The sequence below is a fragment of the Rhodococcus sp. AQ5-07 genome, from assembly GCF_009707305.1.
Classification (GTDB): domain Bacteria; phylum Actinomycetota; class Actinomycetes; order Mycobacteriales; family Mycobacteriaceae; genus Rhodococcus_F; species Rhodococcus_F erythropolis.
Map to the genome: position 1 here is coordinate 120576 of NZ_CP046099.1, position 15699 is coordinate 136274.

Sequence of the window (15699 nt, forward strand, 5' to 3'; positions counted from 1 at the left end):
CGTCTTTCCGGTGAATTCTGGGATCGAGCTCAGCTGAATCGCAGAACAAGGAGTCCATATGAGAATGTCCGGCCGGTTGACTGTAGGAGTCGACCCGTTGAGCCCGCGTGATGCCGATTTCATCTACAACGAGGCGGACGGCCATCTGGGGCATTTGATAGGGGTGTATTTCTTCGATACTTCTCAGCGCCCTGAGTCGGAGTTCTCGCGCGAGCAAGCAGTCGAATGGGTGACCGCACGGCTCGGCCACCATCGCATGTTCACCCACAAGGTAGGTCGTATCCCGCTCGGACTCGATCATCCGTACTGGATGCCAGTCAATGACTTCGACATCCGTGACCACGTACACGTCACAGACCTCACGGAGCCTGGTTGGGCGTCACTCGAGAAGCCTTTGAGTGCTTTGATGACTTCACGGATGGACTTGACCCGTCCGCCATGGGAGTTGCACTTCTTCAACGGAATCGAAGGTCTCGACGATCTGGACGGGAGGCTGACCGCCGTAGTGCTCAAGTCCCACCACAGCGCAGCGGATGGGATAGCAATCCGGATGTTGGGTGAATCCATCTTCTCGGGCGAAGAGCGAGCCGCCCGACACGTTCCAGTACCTCGACTATTGAAGGTGCGTGTACTCCTCGAATCGTTGGCGAGCATTCCCAGCCAGATGTTCAGATTCGCCCGGAGCGTTCCAGGGAATCGCGCTGCTCAACGAAGTGCGAACGCGGCCCAATCGGCCGGTGAATGGGTAGAGAGCCTCAACGAACGTCCGGCTACCAGGTTCAACGGCAAAGTCAGCGGATCGGGAACGCTGCAGCAATTAACCCTTCCCGGTGCCGTAATCGGTGGGGTCAAACACGCGGTTCCAGGCGCCACTGTCAACGATGTTCTCCTGGCGATCGTCGGTGGTGCGCTGTCGCGGTATCTGACAGAAAATGGTGAGCCGCCAGGGGGATCCTTGGTGGCAATGGTGCCTCGCTCGATGCGCAAGGTCGAGGAGTGGCAGTCTGCCAATCAACTGGTGACCTTGTCAGTCGATATGCACACGTCCGTTGCGGCGCCGCTGGAACGATTGGCACTCATCGCGCAATCCTCGCGTTCGGAGAAGGTACGTACTTCCCACCCTGCCACTCGCCGTGTGGACGCCGCGATCGAAACGGCGCCGGCATTCCTGCTGAGATTCATTGCTTTTGCGAGAAGTAGGAATTCCCACGATGTCACTCGTCCCCGCTACCAGCACACAATGGTGAGCAATATTCCGCTCTCTGTTGAAGGGCTGACATTGAACGGTGCACCGGGTGCAGCCGTGCTGGCAACCCAGCCCCCGGTTGACGGCGACGGGCTACGGCATTTCATGGTCGCCGCAGCAGGTGGGGGACTGACCCTCAACGTCATCGCGGACACCGCGACCATGCCCGATCTCCACCATTACATCGAACTACTGCGAGCAAGTTTCGATGACTTGGCAGCGGCAGCCGCGATGCAGACTGCGGATTCACCTGACCAAGAGGTTGCCTCCTGATCGATCGGAATCGCAGGCACCTTCTCCGATTGCTGGATTTGGTGATACCCAACGATTCCGAGCAGAACCCAGAGGATCTGCATGTCAGCTCGCTACAATTCGGACATTCGTTCAGCGTCGGAATTGAGGGGCATGCATGATCTTTCGGAACTCGTTGCCAGCCGCGGTATCTCAGATGGGACCGCGAGACGCGGAGTTCGTCTACAACGAGTCCGGCGGACATCTGAGCCACATGGTCTGCGCCTACTTCTTCGACACGACGGGCCATCCGCTCGCAGAGATGACGCACGACGACGCGGTTCGGTGGATCACCGAAAGATTCGGGTACTGGCCACTGTTCACGAGTCGGCTCCAGCGAGTTCCGCTGGATCTGGACTATCCCTATTGGGTCCCGGCCGATTTCGACGTCGATGATCACGTGCACGTCCATCGTGCCCCTGTTGCCGGGTGGGCGCCGGTTCGTGAATTGCTCGGGCGCTCGCTCGGGGAGCCGATGGACCTGTCCCGGCCGCCCTGGGAGTTGCACGTCATGACCGGCGTGCGCGGGATCGACGAGCTACCTGGCAATCTGACGCTGATCATGCTCAAGACCCACCACGGGGCCGGTGACGGTCTGGCGATCCGCGATCTGACCAACCTTCTGTTCTCCGGTCCGCCGAAACCGCAGACGAAGCGTGCCGGTTCGGGGCTTTCGTCGCTGGATTTGATCGGGCGCACGGTCGTGGGTCTGCCCGGCCAGGCGATCCGTTTCGGCCGGGGTCTGTCCGTGACAAAGGTTGCGGCCGAGACGGTTCGGGAGGCGGAAGAGGCCGGAGAGCTGCCTACGTACTCGGCCGACCGCCTACCGACCCGATTCAACGGCGTGCTGGGTGGAGACATCACGATCGATTTCCTGACGCTGGACGGCGCAGACATCAAGGCGATCCGAGCGGCCGTTCCGGGCGTGACGGTCAACGACATCTTCCTGACCGTCGTCGCCGGTGCTCTCGACGCGTACCTGTCGGAGAAGGGTGAGAAGTCTGCCAGTGGGTTGGCGGCGATGGTTCCCCGATCGATGCGGCAGATAGCCGAATGGGAGTCGGCCAACCAACTGGCGCTGTTGACGGTCGATCTGCACACGGACGTCGAAGATCCGGTCGAGCGGCTGACACTGATCAGAGATTCGGCGTTGAGGGCCAAAGGGCGGAGTTCGCACCCAGCCGTCCGTCGTTACGGCACACGCATCGAAACCTCGCCTGCGGCTCTGCTCAGACTCACCGGTCTCTCGCGTCGGCTCAACAAGCTGGACCCTTCGCACAAGGTCATTCAGAACACGACGATCAGCAATGTCCCGGTATCGGTCGACGGCAATGTTTTCGAAGGTGCGCCGGCGGTGGCAGTTCTCGGCGGGCAGGCGCCGGTCGACGGAGACATTCTGCGCCACTTCCTCATTGCCGCGCGTGGAGGTTCTCTGACGCTCAATGTCATCGTCTCGCGAGAGACGATGCCGGATATCGAGCACTATGTCGAATTGTTGCGGGTGGGGTTCACGACGCTTCTGCAGGCAGTTTCTGACCAAAATCGTGAGGTAGTCGAACGATAAAGAGTAACTTGCGTCGGAACTTGTGGTGAATCGACGATTTGTGTTCGGGAAATTTCTGTCGAATTCGTCCTAATTAAGGTAATTGTCCGTAGTGGTGTCGAGTCGTTATCTCGCGGATTAATGTGACTGTCGACACGTCGAGTGTCTACCGCCGGACTGGTTCGATAATCGTCACCGACGGTAAAAAGAATCACCTACGCGAGGAGCTGAACATGGGTTCGTTGATGGATATTCTCGGTGGTCCGAATGGGGACGGTGCACCGATGCAGGCTTTGCTGACAATGCTGCTGGGATTGGACAATGTCGGTGCAAACCTCTTCGGTTCACTGGCTGATACCGCCGGTGGAATCTTCGGATCTCTCGACACCCTCAGCTTTACGCCGCCTGTCGTTCCCTGAGTTTTCTGATCGGCGTCATTTGCTCGTCCCAAGTGAACCACTGAACATCTAAAGGAGAACGTCATGCTTGAAGGATCTGTCATGGACGCTGCCGGCTCAGTCGGTGCGATCATCGGTCAGGGGTTGGGCAGCGTCAGTGGCCTGGCCGTCAAGGGTCTCGAGGCCCTCGCTGCGCTCAGCGGTGGAGAGTTGAAGGCCGCCAAGTAGATTGTTGATTTCGGGGCCTGCTCGTGTTGGCGCGTAGGCCCCGAAATACCTTTTGTCGGCGCGTAATTCTCGCCATGTCAAGTGCCGGAATTCTCAACCTAACGGCATGAGCATCCAGGCGGCGAGATATACCAAAGCCGCGGTTCCACCCGTGCAAATAGCCGCGATAACGGCGAGTAGACGGACAAGATTTACGTCGGCGCCGAAGTAATCTGCAATTCCGCCGCACACTCCGGCGAACATTTTCTTGTCGTTGGAACGGGTGAAGGGGCGAGGTGTGTTGCTTTCGAATGTCATGCTTCAATTCTGAAGCGAGATGGCGCCGCGCACCATCGGGGACGACCCCCATCTGCACCCTGATCTTTTGAGGCCGCCGTGTCATACCCCGGTAGTTCATCCCAGCTTCACCGAACAGTTGCTGCGGGAGACTAACTTGTCGGCGGTGACCGATTTAGCAGAACGCCGACCGTTCCTCAGCGCCTTCGCGGATCTCTCGACCGCCGTCGATCTGGCCGACACCGCCGCCTTCACCGTCGACGACAATGACGACGACGATCCGGTGCTGCTGACGTCGCCGGACGGTTTCGAGGTCGACACCTGGCGGGAGGGCTACCCGTACGAGGCACGGATGCCTCGGGACGAGTACGAAATGTCCAAGCGTCTGCTGCAGATCGAACTCCTCAAGCTGCAGAACTGGTCGAAGGAAACCGGCGCACGGCACGCCATCGTGTTCGAAGGACGCGACGCTGCCGGCAAGGGCGGAACGATCAAACGATTCATGGAGCACCTCAATCCTCGAGGCGCTCGCGTCGTGGCGCTGGAGAAGCCGTCGGCCCGCGAGTCGACGCAGTGGTACTTCCAGCGCTATGTGCAGCACCTTCCCGCCGCTGGGGAACTGGTGATGTTCGATCGGTCTTGGTACAACCGGGCCGGGGTCGAGCGGGTCATGGGCTTCTGCACCGACGGGGAGCACGAGCGTTTTCTGCGCCAGGTGCCGTTGTTCGAGCAGATGCTCGTCGACGACGGCATCAGCTTGATCAAGTTCTGGTTCTCGGTTTCACCGCTGGAGCAGCGCACGCGGTTCGCGATCCGACAGGTCGATCCCGTTCGGCAGTGGAAGCTTTCGCCGATGGACATCGCTTCTCTGGACAAGTGGGATGCGTACACGGCGGCGAAGGAAGAGATGATTCGGTTCACCGATACCGACACCGCTCCGTGGACCGTCATCAAGAGCAATGACAAGAAACGCGCGCGGATAAACGCGATGCGTCACGTGCTCAGTCAGTTCGATTACGACAACAAGGATTACGAGATCGTGGGTACTCCGGATCCGCTGATCGTGGGAAGCCTCGAATAGTCGGCGCGTGGGCTCTGCCCATCCGCGGCGTGGGTGGTTAGTGTGAGTTGAATGGAGACCGTACCGATCCAACTCCCCGACGGCACCGTGACCCCGATCCGTCTGTTTCCCGGACCGAACGACGACGCACCCGTGGTGGTGATGTTGCCCGGGCTCGGAGTTCCCGCCGGGTTCTATGATCCGGTGGCGCAGGCCCTGGTCGAAGCCGGCTTCAATGCGGCCATCGGTGAACTGCGTGGCCAAGGTGACAGCAAACCGCGCCCGAGCGCGTCGAGTGTTTTCGGATATCAGGAACTGGTCTCGATCGATTGTCCGGCGACATTCGAGGTAGTGCGCGAGCGGTTCCCGGCCAGCACACCTTTTCTGATGGGGCACAGCATGGGCGGCCAGATCGGGGTGATGTACGCGTCGAGGATTCGGGGCCGGCTCGGCGGACTGATCCTGGTTGCCTCCGGATCGCCGTATCACCGCGGATTCCCCGGAATCCGTGCGCCCGGACTCTATCTGGGTTCGTCCGCGATGTCGGTGACAGCCAACATCGCCGGCTTCTGGCCGGGAGACCGGGTCAACGTCGGCGGCTTCGGTCGACAGTCGAAAGTACTGATCACCGATTGGGCACGATTCGCCAGGACCGGTCGCATGGAACCCGTCGGTGCGGATATCGACTACGAGGAGCGGATCGCTCGCCTGACCTTGCCGGTTCTGTCGATCACGATCGAAGGGGACGATCTCGCTCCACGCCGGTCGGCAAAGAACCTGGTGGACAAGCTCTCCGGGGCCCAAGTGACGATGACGCACATCGACGAACCACTCGGTCACAACGGTTGGATACGCAATCCCACCGCTGTGAGCGAGCGCGTCGTCGCGTGGTTACGCGACCGCTGAAAGATCAGGCGAGTTTCTGCCAGAGGAACTCGTAGGTCAGCGCAGTCTTGAAGGCCAGCTGAGCATTGTCCGCGGCGCCGCCGTGGCCACCCTCGATGTTCTCGAAATACAGCACCGGCTTGCCGACCTCTTCCAGCTTTGCAGCCATCTTGCGGGCATGCGCGGGGTGGACGCGGTCGTCGCGGGTGGACGTCGCGATCAGGATCGGTGGGTACGACGCGGCGGCGTCGATGTTCTGATACGGCGAGTACTCCGAGATGAATGCCCACTCCTCCGGGACATCGGGGTCACCGTATTCGGCCATCCACGAAGCGCCGGCCAGCAGGAGATGGAATCGGCGCATGTCCAGCAGCGGGACCTGACAGACGATGGCGCCGAAGAGCTCGGGGTACTTGGTCAGCATGATGCCCATCAGCAGGCCGCCGTTGCTACCGCCCTGAGCTGCCAGAAGATCCGGGGTCGTGATTCCGCGATCGACGAGGTCTCTCGCGACGGCAGCGAAGTCTTCGTGCACCTTGTGGCGCCCGGCCTTGAGAACCTGTGTGTGCCAACCGGGTCCGTACTCGCCGCCACCGCGAATATTCGCAACCACATAGGTTCCGCCCTGCGTCAGCCAGGCACGGCCCAGAGAACCGCTGTACGACGGTGTCAGCGAGATCTCGAATCCGCCGTACCCGTAGAGCAGGGTGGGGCCGGGCTCGCTACGCGGACTGCGCACCACGAAGTACGGAACTTGGGTGCCGTCGGCAGAGGTGGCGAAGAACTGCTCCGTGGTGATGCCCTCGGCGTCGAAGAACGAGGGAGCCTGCTTGAGGGCAGTGGGTTCGGTTTCGCCGATCACGCCGTGCAAAAGAGTTGCAGGGGAGGTGTATCCACTCGAATTGACGAAGTACTCGTTGCTGACATCAGGGTCGGTGTCGAGAATTTCGATACTGGTCAGTTCTGGAAGCCCTTCGAAAGGTCGATCCTCCCAGCCGTTTTCGCCCGGCGTCAGGATTCGCAGCGTCGTGCGCACGTCGGTCAGGACCACCAGAATCAGATGATCGCGTGTCCAGGTGGAGTGCTCGAGCGAGGAATGTGCGTCGGGTTCGAAGATCGATGTCAGTGCTCGTGAGCCGGCAAGGAAATCGTCGTAACGGATGGCAAGCAGTGCGCCGGTCGGATATTCGGTGTCCTCGACGGCCCACACGGACTTGGTGCGGATCAACAACCACTCGTGGTGAATCGAGATCCCGGCGTCCTCGGGGACGTCCACGAGCACCAGTTCACCGTCGGGGCGAACTTCGAAATGCTGAGAGTTGTAGAAATCGACCGAGCGAGTGACGAAGTCTCGTTCGAACCCGGGCGTCGGATCGTGCGAAGCCGAGATGGCCACGTCCGTGGCCTGGCCCTCGTAGACGGTCTCGGCGCTGGAGAGGGGAGTGCCGCGCTTCCACCGCTGGGCCAGACGGGGATATCCGGAATCGGTGAGCGACCCCGGTCCGATATCCGTTCCGACGTAGACGGTATCGATGTCGATCCAGTCGATGTCGGTCTTGGCCTCGGGAAGGTAGAAGCCGGGATTCTCGCCCTCGGGAGCGAGGAACTCGCGCTTGTCGATGTCGAACTCGCGAACGACCGCCGCGTCTGCCCCACCGCGGGAGAGGCTGATCAATGCACGGTTGCGGTGTGGCCGTAGAAGTTGCGTGCCCTTCCAGACCCAGTTCTCGCCCTCGGCCTCGGCCAGGGCGTCGAGGTCGACGAGGACGTCCCATTCCGGGTCGTCGGTGACGTACTGATCCAACGTCGTGCGTCGCCACAATCCGCGAACGTGGGTGCTGTCGCGCCAGAAGTTGTAGAGGAACTCACCTCGACGGCGGACGTAGGGAATTCGCGCGTCGGTATCGAGGATCTCGCGCACGTCGCTCTGCAGTCGATCGAAGCGCTCGTTGTCGGTGAGCTGCCCCTCGGTCACGGCATTGTGCTGACGGACCCAATCGAGTGCAGACTCACCGGTCACGTCTTCGAGCCAGAGGTAGGGGTCGTGGCCGGTGGTGGGCTGCTGATCGGAAGTCATACGTCCATTCTTACTGCTCGCTCCCGACAGCACTCGACCCCGCTCCCGAAACACTGGAGCGGGGTCGAGTGAGAACGAATCGGGTCAGACGCCCAGGGAGTGAGCGAGCATCGGCCAGGAGTTGTGGAGATCGTCCTGCCAGTAGCCCCACGAGTGGGTGCCGGTCGGCTTGAAGTCGAAGGTGGCCGGGATCTTCAGGTCGCTCAGGCGGTAGGCGAGGTTGTGGGTGCAGTAGTTGACCGCTGCCTCGATGACGCCGCCGACGATTGCCTGGTTGGCGAGCGCACCGACCTGACCGTTGATCGCGGGATTGGCGAGAGTGTCGTGTGGGCCGGGGAGTCCGGAGCCGGTGGAGACGTAGAGTTCGGTGCCGCGGAGCTTCTCGGCGTTGAGGACCGGATCGTTGTCCTTCCAGCCCTGACCGTCGAGCGGGCCCCACATGTTGGTGATGTCAGCTCCGCCGCGGGTACCTGTGACAAGTTCGATCGCACTCTGACCGACGGGGGTGCTGGTCTCAGCGCATCCGCTGTACGCCCCGACGCCCTTGTAGAGGCCGGGAGCCGCGATGGCGAGGTTGAGGACCGAGGTCGCGGTCATGGAGATCGCGGAGATCGACTGGACCTTGTTGGTGTTGAACTCGGCGTCGATGACGGGCGGGAGTTCCTTGGTCAGGAACGTCTGCCACTTCTGGCGACCGAGAACCGGATCGTCGTTCACCCAGTCGGTGTAATAGCTGAACGCGCCTTCGAGTGGAGTGACGACGTTGACGTTCTTGTCCTGGAAGAAGTTCATGACGTCGGTCTTGCGTTGCCAGGTCGCCGAGTCTTCGCCGCCGCCTGCACCGTTGAGCAGGTAGAGCGTCGGGCGGGGTTCGCTGTTGTCTGCGGGGAGGATGACCTCGAGCGGGATGTTGCGATCCATCGCCGGGGAGAAGACCGAGATGGTGACCTTGCGGTCGCCGGTCTTGGTGTTGCTCACGACGTGCGATCCGGACGTGTCACCGCCCGCAGAAGCTGTCGCCGGACTGATCAGCATCGGCAGCACCGTGGCCACTGCGAGAGCTGCGATCACACTGCCACGCTTGAAAATTCGAGCACGCATACGTTCGGATCCTCCACCTGAATGTCTTCGGATCCGGAACGGATCGAAGTGCCTGTGAGCCCTTACTGGAACAGGTTCACTTTTTGTTATGTGTCAGTAAAGCAGAGCGGGCGCAGAAAGTGACGCGATTCGATTGCCTGACAATTGAATTGGCCCCGGAATTAACCCCCGAATTAACCCCCGAATCGGCCCAGACAAGCACTCGACCCCGCTCCCGGAAGTGCAGGGAGCGGGGTCGAGTCGGAACGATTTCGGTCAGATGCCCATCGAACGAGCGAGCATCGGCCAGGAGTTGTGGAGATCGTCTTCCCAGTAGCCCCACGAGTGGGTGCCGGTCGGCTTGAAGTCGAAGGTGGCCGGGATCTTGAGATCGTTGAGGCGGTAGGCGAGGTTGTGGGTGCAGTAGTTGACTGCTGCCTCGATGACGCCGCCGACGATCACCTGGTTGGCGAGTGTGCCGACCTGTCCGTTGATCGCCTCGTTGTTCAGGGTGTCGTGCGGGCCGGGGAGTCCGGAGCCGGTGGAGATGAAGAGCTCGGTGCCGCGGAGCTTCTCGGCGTTGACGACGGGGTCGTTGTCGATCCAGCCCTGGCCGTCGAGGGGGCCCCACATGTTGGTCACGTCAGCGTCGCCGCGCATGCCCACAACCAGTTCGATGGAGGACTGGCCGACCGGTGTGCTGGTCTCGGCGCATCCGCTGTATGCACCGACGCCCTTGTAGAGGCCCGGAGCTGCGATGGCGAGGTTGAGGACCGAGGTCGCGGTCATCGAGATCGCGGAGATCGACTGGACGCCGTTGGTGTTGAACTCGGCGTCGATGACGGGCGGGAGTTCCTGGGTCAGGAACGTCTGCCACTTCTGACGGCCGAGGGACGGGTCGTCGTTCACCCAGTCGGTGTAGTAGCTGAATGCACCTTCGAGCGGGGTGACGACGTTGACGTTCTTGTCAGCGAAGAACTCGTTGACGTCGGTCTGACGCTGCCACGTCGCCCGGTCTTCGCCGCCGCCTGCACCGTTGAGCAGGTAGAGGGTCGGGCGGGGTTCGCTGCCGTCTGCCGGGAGGATGACCTCGAGCGGAATATCGCGTTCCATGGAAGGGGAGTACACCTTGATGGTGGCGATGCGCCCGTTGTCCGTGCGGCTCGAGAGCTTGGAACCCGTTGTGTTTGCCTTGGCAACAGTTGCCGTGGTGGTCGACGGATCTCCGCCTGCGGACGACACTGCAGGGCTGATCAGCATCGGCAGCACGGATACTGCGGCTACAGCGGCGACCAGACGGCCACGCTTGAAAGTGCGAGCACGCATACGTTCAGAAACCTCCACCTAAAATTCCTTCGAATCCGCCCAGGAGTGAACGGTCCTTTGTTGCTGTTCCCGTACGGGAATTCATGCTGGGTACATGCTCTGTCGATAGGTACAGGGCGTGTGAGTCTTGTAAGTTCTACCGCATCGGTGCGTTATCCGCCAGTGAACCAGAGATTTGCTGAACGTACGACCAGTTTCAGGTGAATTTCCCTGATCATCGACGGGATTAGTGAGTGAACCGGACATATCCACTATGGGAACAACATTGTTGCCTACCTCTGCAGTCGAACGCGTCTGTCGAAGATCTTCTCCGATATCAGCGCCCAGCGGGGAGTTACGTTTCGGTGAACGTCGGTTACTCGCCGCAGACTCGCGCGGACTCGACGGCAATCGCCAAGAGTTTCGCGTGGCAGGCGCGCGTCGAGTTCCCGGAGATCACCCCTGTCTTCAGCGTCGACGGCGTCGTGGAGATTCAGGAGTCCGGCGGAATCGCCCTGGCCTTCGACCTGGAAGACTCGAATCCGCTGGAGGGAGACCTGGCCAACGTCTCGTACTTCTGCGACCTCGGAGTCCGCTCGATGTTGCCGACGTACAACTACATGAATGCTGCCGGCTGTGGCTGCTTGGACCTGGCGGACACGGGGTTGAGTGGATACGGCCGTGACCTGGTTGCCGAGATGAATCGCGTCGGAATGACGGTCGACGGCTCACATTGTTCGGTACAGACGGGGTTGGACATCTCAGCTATCACCCAGCGAGCAATGATCTACAGCCACTCGAATCTCCGAAGGTTGTGGGAGCATCCGCGCAACATCACCGACGATCAGGCCAGGGCGTGTGCGGAGACCGGCGGCGTCATCGGGATCAACGGCGTCGGCATATTCCTCGGCGTCAACGGACCGGATGACGACCAGGCTCGGCTGTCCGCGATGGCCGACCACATCGAAGAGGCTGTGGGACTCGTCGGCATCGATCACGTCGGGATCGGCTCCGACTTCTCCTTCGACGCCGACGACTTCCGCGAAGAGATCGAGCAGAACCCGTCGTCGTTCTCCGAGGCGTACACCGCGTGGGGGCCACTGCAGTGGACTCCTCCGGAGGACGTGCTGACACTTGATCAGGTATTGCGTGAGCGGGGCTTCGACGAGCCGTCGATCGAGGCCGTGTACGGCGGAAATTTCGCCCGAGTTGCCCGAGAAGTGTGGGCTACCGACGGGTAATGCGACCATCTGGGGACAGCGAAACGATGCAGGACTACCCTGGTGAATCGTGACCTCACACTATGACGTCGTTGTCCTCGGAGCCGGCCCCGGTGGGTACGTCGCTGCTATCCGCGCGGCACAACTGGGCCTGAGCACCGCCATCATCGAGCAGAAGTACTGGGGCGGTGTATGCCTGAATGTCGGCTGCATTCCGTCCAAGGCGCTTCTCCGTAACGCCGAACTCGCGCACATCTTCACGAAAGAAGCGAAGACGTTCGGCATGTCCGGAGACGTGTCCTTCGATTTCGGCTCCGCTTTCGATCGCAGCCGCAAGGTCGCGGACGGGCGAGTCAAGGGCATTCACTTCTTGATGAAGAAGAACAAGATCCCGGAGTACGACGGCAAGGGCACGTTCGTCGACGCCAACACCATCAGCGTGGAGCTGAGCAAGGGTGGCACCGAGACGATCACGTTCGACAACGCGATCATCGCGACGGGTTCGTACACCAAGCTGCTGCCCGGCACCTCGCTGAGCGAGAACGTCGTGACCTACGAAGAGCAGATCCTCACCCGTGACCTTCCGGGTTCGATCCTGATCGTCGGTGCCGGCGCGATCGGCATGGAGTTCGGTTACGTCCTCAAGAACTACGGCGTCGACGTCACGATCGTCGAGTTCCTCGATCGGGCACTGCCCAACGAGGACGCCGACGTCTCGAAGGAAATCGCCAAGCAGTACAAGAAGCTCGGCGTCACCATCAAGACCGGTGCCGCTGTGCAGTCCATCAGCGACGACGGCAGCAAGGTCACCGTCTCGATCAAGGACAACAAGTCCGGCGAGATCGAGACCGTGGTCGTCGACAAGGTTCTGCAGTCCGTCGGCTTCGCACCGCGCGTGGAGGGCTTCGGTCTCGAGAACACCGGTGTCGCGTTGACCGATCGCGGCGCCATCGCGATCGACGACTACATGCGCACCAACGTCCCGCACATCTTCGCCATCGGTGACGTCACCGCCAAGCTGCAGCTCGCGCACGTCGCAGAAGCTCAGGCTGTCGTCGCTGCCGAGACCATCGGCGGCGCGGAGACGCAGACACTCGGTGACTACCGGATGATGCCGCGTGCGACGTTCTGCCAGCCGCAGGTCGCCTCGTTCGGTTTGACCGAGGAGCAGGCCAAGGCCGAGGGCTACGACGTCAAGGTCGCGAACTTCCCGTTCGCCGCCAACGGCAAGGCACACGGTCTCGGTGACCCGACCGGTTTCGTCAAGCTGATCGCCGACAAGAAGTACGGCGAACTGCTCGGCGGGCACCTCATCGGACCGGACGTTTCGGAACTGCTGCCCGAGCTGACCTTGGCCCAGAAGTGGGACCTCACGGTCAACGAGTTGGCACGCAACGTCCACACCCACCCCACACTCAGTGAGGCATTGCAGGAAGCGATCCACGGCCTCGCCGGCCACATGATCAACTTCTGACGGCAGGGCCTTCGGCCCCGTGCGCCTTTTCGGTAGTTCGCACTACCGGAAAGACGCACGGGGTTTTTCGTCTTTTGTGTCGAGTTGTGTTGCGAAACCGCCATCTGAGGCCTTCGAGTCGGGGTGTAGGCGCGCAACGCATTAGCGTCCCGAGTCGACCATCCGGCTTTCGAAGGACCACTCATGAAAACTCGTTCCGTACTGCTCGCGGCTTGCGTCGCGCTGACGCTCTCCGCCTGTGGAACCTCAGGTGACTCCGGATCGGACACCGAAGCTTCGGGTGCCGCCGAGGCGGGGGCGTTCCCCGTGACCGTCGACCACGCCTACGGTTCGACGACGATCGACGCGGAGCCTATGCGCATCGTGACCATCGGATGGAGTGGCCAGGATGCGGTGATCGCGCTGAACAAGGTTCCGGTCGCCATGGAGAGCTTCTCCGGCGACGGCATCGAGAACAACATCCTGCCCTGGGACGCTTCGCGTCTGAACGGTGCCAAGCCCGTTCTCATGACGACCAATCCCGATATCCCGTTCGAGCAGATCCTCGGGCTCGATCCCGACGTGATCCTCGCCGTCTACTCCGGCATCGACGAGGGCGAGTACAAGCGTCTCAGTGACATCGCGCCGACCGTCGCGTTCCCCGACCAGCCGTGGGATACGGCGTGGGACAAGCAGATGAGCATGATCGGTGCAGCGCTCGGACAGCCGGAGCAGGCTCAGACGCTGATCGACGAGACCGGGGCGTACTTCGAGAAGCAGGCCGCTGATCACCCACAGTTCCAGGGCAAAACCGCAACGTATGCAATGCGCACCGACGAGGGCCTGATCGTCTTCTGCGGCACCGACCCGCGGATCCGTCTTCTCGGCCAGCTCGGGGTGAAGACCTCGCCCGGTGTCGACGCAGTGTGCACTTCCGGCGACAGTTCGGTGTCCGTGGGTATGGAATCCATCGACACACTCGACGCCGACGTCTTCATTCTCGTCGACGCCGATGGCACCAACCTGGACAAGCTGATGTCCTTCGGTCCGTTCGCGAACATGACCTCGGTGTCGAACGGCCGTCTGGTTCGTCTGGTCGGAATGGACTACGCGATGGCTACGTCCGCTCCGACGGTGCTGAGCGTTCCCTACGCATTCGACGAGTTCATCGCTCAGCTTTCGGACAAGTTGAGCTGATTCCGAGCGTCGTACGACGCTTGTGACGCAACGATTTTCGGAACCTGCGACTCGAGTAGTTCGATCAGGGCCGTGATCTTTGCGGCGACGTCGGCGCCGAGTTCGGTCAGGCTGTATTCCACTTTGGGCGGGATGGTTTCGAGTACCTCACGGTGCACGAGGCCATCCCGCTCGAGTGTTTGCAGGGTCTGCGAGAGCATGCGCTCGCTGACTCCGTCGACGCGTCGGCGCAGGGCACTGAACCGGTACGGGCCCTCGTTCAATGCCGCCAGCGCGAGTGCGCCCCAGCGTCCGGTTGCATTCTGCAATGCCGCCCGAGAGTTGCACCCGCGAGCGAAGACGTCAGCCTCGAGCGTTGGGTCCACGACGTCGGCATTCGGATCAGGGGTCTGGGCAGCACGTGAAGGTGAGTCGGTGCTGGTCATGAACCCATGTTACTACTGCACGATCCCATAGCGCTAACTCGACGTGTTGCACTTACGAAAAATAAGTGCATGATGGTTGCAGAACGCATTTACGCTTCAACCTGGATCGGGAGTTCGCATGAGCATTGCAGTCACCGGCGCAACCGGAAACCTCGGACAACTGGTAGTCGAGTCGTTGATCGAGCGGGGAACCGCCGCGTCCGACATCGTCGCAGTCGTCCGCAATCCACAGAAGGCGGAAAGCCTCGCCGCCCGCGGAGTAGTTGTACGTCAAGCGGACTATGCCGATGCCTCGGCGTTGGAAACCGCATTGGCGGGCGTCGACAAGCTGGTGCTGATCTCGGGAAGTGAAGTGGGGTCACGGCTCGCGCAACACACCAACATCATCGACGCGGCGAAGGCTGCCGGCGTCGGATTCATCGCCTACACGAGCATCTTGAATGCTCAGGACACGCCGATGAAGCTTGCTGCCGAGCACAAGGCGACCGAGGACGTGCTCACTCGGAGCGGTATTCCGTTCGCGCTGTTGCGCAACGGTTGGTACTGGGAGAACTTCACCAACGACCTGGCCGGTGTGATCGAACGCGGCGCACTGGTCGGTGCGGGAGCGGAAGGCAAGATCGCGGCTGCGGCGCGTGCGGATTACGCCGACGCCGCAGCAGTAGTCGCGACCACCGATGGTCATGAAGGTGCAGTGTACGAGTTGGGCGGTGACGAGAGGCTCACCTACGCCGAATTGGCCGAGAAGATCAGCGAATTTGCCGGCAAGCCCGTCGCGTACCAGTTCGTGAGCGAGGACGCATACAAGGGGATTCTCGAGAGCGTCGGCCTGCCTGCCCCGGTCGCAGAAGTTCTCGCGGATTCCGATGCTGCAATTGCCAAGGGGGCGTTGGACACTGAGTCTGGTGACCTGCAGAAGTTGATCGGCCGCAGCAGCACTCCGGTGGCTGAGGTGTTGAGGAAGGCCTGACCTGCTGTGCGCCTTTATTAACCGCGGGCGGTTAATAAAGGCGCA

Annotated in this window: 15 protein-coding genes; 10 read left to right on the forward strand and 5 right to left on the reverse strand. The window is 61.3% G+C overall.

Annotated features, from left to right (window positions below; translation table 11 throughout):
- Window positions 1-58 precede the first annotated feature (58 nt).
- The 4 genes from GJB56_RS00585 (at window position 59) to GJB56_RS31305 (ending at window position 3706) form a co-directional block, all read left to right on the forward strand.
- Window positions 59-1519: a wax ester/triacylglycerol synthase domain-containing protein gene (locus GJB56_RS00585; RefSeq protein ID WP_113682333.1), complete on the forward strand. Its 1461-nt coding sequence runs from the start codon at window positions 59-61 to the stop codon at window positions 1517-1519.
- Window positions 1520-1655: 136 nt separating this feature from the next.
- Complete coding sequence (locus tag GJB56_RS00590) at window positions 1656-3101, forward strand: wax ester/triacylglycerol synthase domain-containing protein (RefSeq protein WP_113682334.1); 1446 nt, start codon at window positions 1656-1658, stop codon at window positions 3099-3101.
- Window positions 3102-3313: 212 nt separating this feature from the next.
- Window positions 3314-3499 carry a hypothetical protein gene (locus tag GJB56_RS00595; RefSeq protein ID WP_223304379.1) on the forward strand — a complete coding sequence of 62 codons (186 nt, stop codon included), beginning with the start codon at window positions 3314-3316 and terminating at the stop codon, window positions 3497-3499.
- A 63-nt stretch (window positions 3500-3562) separates the two neighbouring features.
- Window positions 3563-3706, forward strand: a complete 144-nt coding sequence (locus GJB56_RS31305; RefSeq protein WP_003941503.1) for a hypothetical protein — start codon at window positions 3563-3565, stop codon at window positions 3704-3706.
- Between the two features lie 93 nt (window positions 3707-3799).
- Here the strand turns inward: GJB56_RS31305 and GJB56_RS00600 are convergent, their stop codons facing one another.
- Complete coding sequence (locus tag GJB56_RS00600) at window positions 3800-4003, reverse strand: PspC domain-containing protein (RefSeq protein ID WP_003941534.1); 204 nt, start codon at window positions 4001-4003, stop codon at window positions 3800-3802.
- A 145-nt stretch (window positions 4004-4148) separates the two neighbouring features.
- Here GJB56_RS00600 and ppk2 point away from each other — a divergent pair, with 145 nt between their 5' ends.
- Together ppk2 and GJB56_RS00610 are read left to right on the forward strand one after the other, a co-directional pair.
- On the forward strand, window positions 4149-5063 hold the full coding sequence (ppk2, locus tag GJB56_RS00605; protein WP_075835193.1) for a polyphosphate kinase 2: 915 nt from the start codon (window positions 4149-4151) through the stop codon (window positions 5061-5063).
- A gap of 51 nt (window positions 5064-5114) precedes the next feature.
- Window positions 5115-5948 carry an alpha/beta hydrolase family protein gene (locus GJB56_RS00610; protein WP_020906717.1) on the forward strand — a complete coding sequence of 278 codons (834 nt, stop codon included), beginning with the start codon at window positions 5115-5117 and terminating at the stop codon, window positions 5946-5948.
- A gap of 4 nt (window positions 5949-5952) precedes the next feature.
- Here the strand turns inward: GJB56_RS00610 and GJB56_RS00615 are convergent, their stop codons facing one another.
- From GJB56_RS00615 to GJB56_RS00625, 3 genes are all read right to left on the reverse strand, one after another.
- Window positions 5953-8004: a prolyl oligopeptidase family serine peptidase gene (locus GJB56_RS00615; RefSeq protein WP_113682335.1), complete on the reverse strand. Its 2052-nt coding sequence runs from the start codon at window positions 8002-8004 to the stop codon at window positions 5953-5955.
- Window positions 8005-8088: 84 nt separating this feature from the next.
- The gene (locus GJB56_RS00620; protein ID WP_007733734.1) at window positions 8089-9105 is read right to left on the reverse strand and encodes an alpha/beta hydrolase; all 1017 of its coding nucleotides are present in this window, start codon (window positions 9103-9105) and stop codon (window positions 8089-8091) included.
- 255 nt (window positions 9106-9360) lie between these two features.
- A complete protein-coding gene (locus GJB56_RS00625) occupies window positions 9361-10410 on the reverse strand; it encodes an alpha/beta hydrolase (protein ID WP_007733735.1) in 1050 nt (349 codons plus the stop codon).
- Window positions 10411-10643: 233 nt separating this feature from the next.
- On the opposite strand from GJB56_RS00625, the gene GJB56_RS00630 reads away from it, so the two are divergent.
- From GJB56_RS00630 to GJB56_RS00640, 3 genes are all read left to right on the forward strand, one after another.
- On the forward strand, window positions 10644-11630 hold the full coding sequence (locus GJB56_RS00630; RefSeq protein WP_020906719.1) for a dipeptidase: 987 nt from the start codon (window positions 10644-10646) through the stop codon (window positions 11628-11630).
- Between the two features lie 49 nt (window positions 11631-11679).
- On the forward strand, window positions 11680-13083 hold the full coding sequence (lpdA, locus tag GJB56_RS00635; protein WP_003941477.1) for a dihydrolipoyl dehydrogenase: 1404 nt from the start codon (window positions 11680-11682) through the stop codon (window positions 13081-13083).
- Window positions 13084-13266: 183 nt separating this feature from the next.
- Window positions 13267-14259: an iron-siderophore ABC transporter substrate-binding protein gene (locus GJB56_RS00640; protein WP_019744462.1), complete on the forward strand. Its 993-nt coding sequence runs from the start codon at window positions 13267-13269 to the stop codon at window positions 14257-14259.
- Here the strand turns inward: GJB56_RS00640 and GJB56_RS00645 are convergent.
- Window positions 14235-14684 carry a winged helix-turn-helix transcriptional regulator gene (locus tag GJB56_RS00645; RefSeq protein WP_007735410.1) on the reverse strand — a complete coding sequence of 150 codons (450 nt, stop codon included), beginning with the start codon at window positions 14682-14684 and terminating at the stop codon, window positions 14235-14237. The genes GJB56_RS00640 and GJB56_RS00645 overlap by 25 nt on opposite strands.
- A 118-nt stretch (window positions 14685-14802) precedes the next feature.
- Between GJB56_RS00645 and GJB56_RS00650 the strand changes: the two genes are divergently transcribed.
- Window positions 14803-15654 carry an SDR family oxidoreductase gene (locus GJB56_RS00650; RefSeq protein WP_030535537.1) on the forward strand — a complete coding sequence of 284 codons (852 nt, stop codon included), beginning with the start codon at window positions 14803-14805 and terminating at the stop codon, window positions 15652-15654.
- The last annotated feature ends 45 nt before the right edge of the window (window positions 15655-15699 follow it).

Bases quoted from the DNA above. Each gene is read 5' to 3' on its own strand.
- GJB56_RS00595 (WP_223304379.1), top strand. From the start codon at position 3,314: ATGGGTTCGTTGATGGATATTCTCGGTGGTCCGAATGGGGACGGTGCA.
- GJB56_RS00610 (WP_020906717.1), top strand. From the start codon at position 5,115: ATGGAGACCGTACCGATCCAACTCCCCGACGGCACCGTGACCCCGATC.
- GJB56_RS00650 (WP_030535537.1), top strand. From the start codon at position 14,803: ATGAGCATTGCAGTCACCGGCGCAACCGGAAACCTCGGACAACTGGTA.
- GJB56_RS00590 (WP_113682334.1), top strand. From the start codon at position 1,656: ATGATCTTTCGGAACTCGTTGCCAGCCGCGGTATCTCAGATGGGACCG.
- GJB56_RS00585 (WP_113682333.1), top strand. From the start codon at position 59: ATGAGAATGTCCGGCCGGTTGACTGTAGGAGTCGACCCGTTGAGCCCG.
- GJB56_RS00620 (WP_007733734.1), bottom strand. From the start codon at position 9,105: ATGCGTGCTCGAATTTTCAAGCGTGGCAGTGTGATCGCAGCTCTCGCA.
- GJB56_RS00615 (WP_113682335.1), bottom strand. From the start codon at position 8,004: ATGACTTCCGATCAGCAGCCCACCACCGGCCACGACCCCTACCTCTGG.
- GJB56_RS00600 (WP_003941534.1), bottom strand. From the start codon at position 4,003: ATGACATTCGAAAGCAACACACCTCGCCCCTTCACCCGTTCCAACGAC.
- GJB56_RS00625 (WP_007733735.1), bottom strand. From the start codon at position 10,410: ATGCGTGCTCGCACTTTCAAGCGTGGCCGTCTGGTCGCCGCTGTAGCC.
- GJB56_RS00640 (WP_019744462.1), top strand. From the start codon at position 13,267: ATGAAAACTCGTTCCGTACTGCTCGCGGCTTGCGTCGCGCTGACGCTC.
- GJB56_RS00645 (WP_007735410.1), bottom strand. From the start codon at position 14,684: ATGACCAGCACCGACTCACCTTCACGTGCTGCCCAGACCCCTGATCCG.
- GJB56_RS31305 (WP_003941503.1), top strand. From the start codon at position 3,563: ATGCTTGAAGGATCTGTCATGGACGCTGCCGGCTCAGTCGGTGCGATC.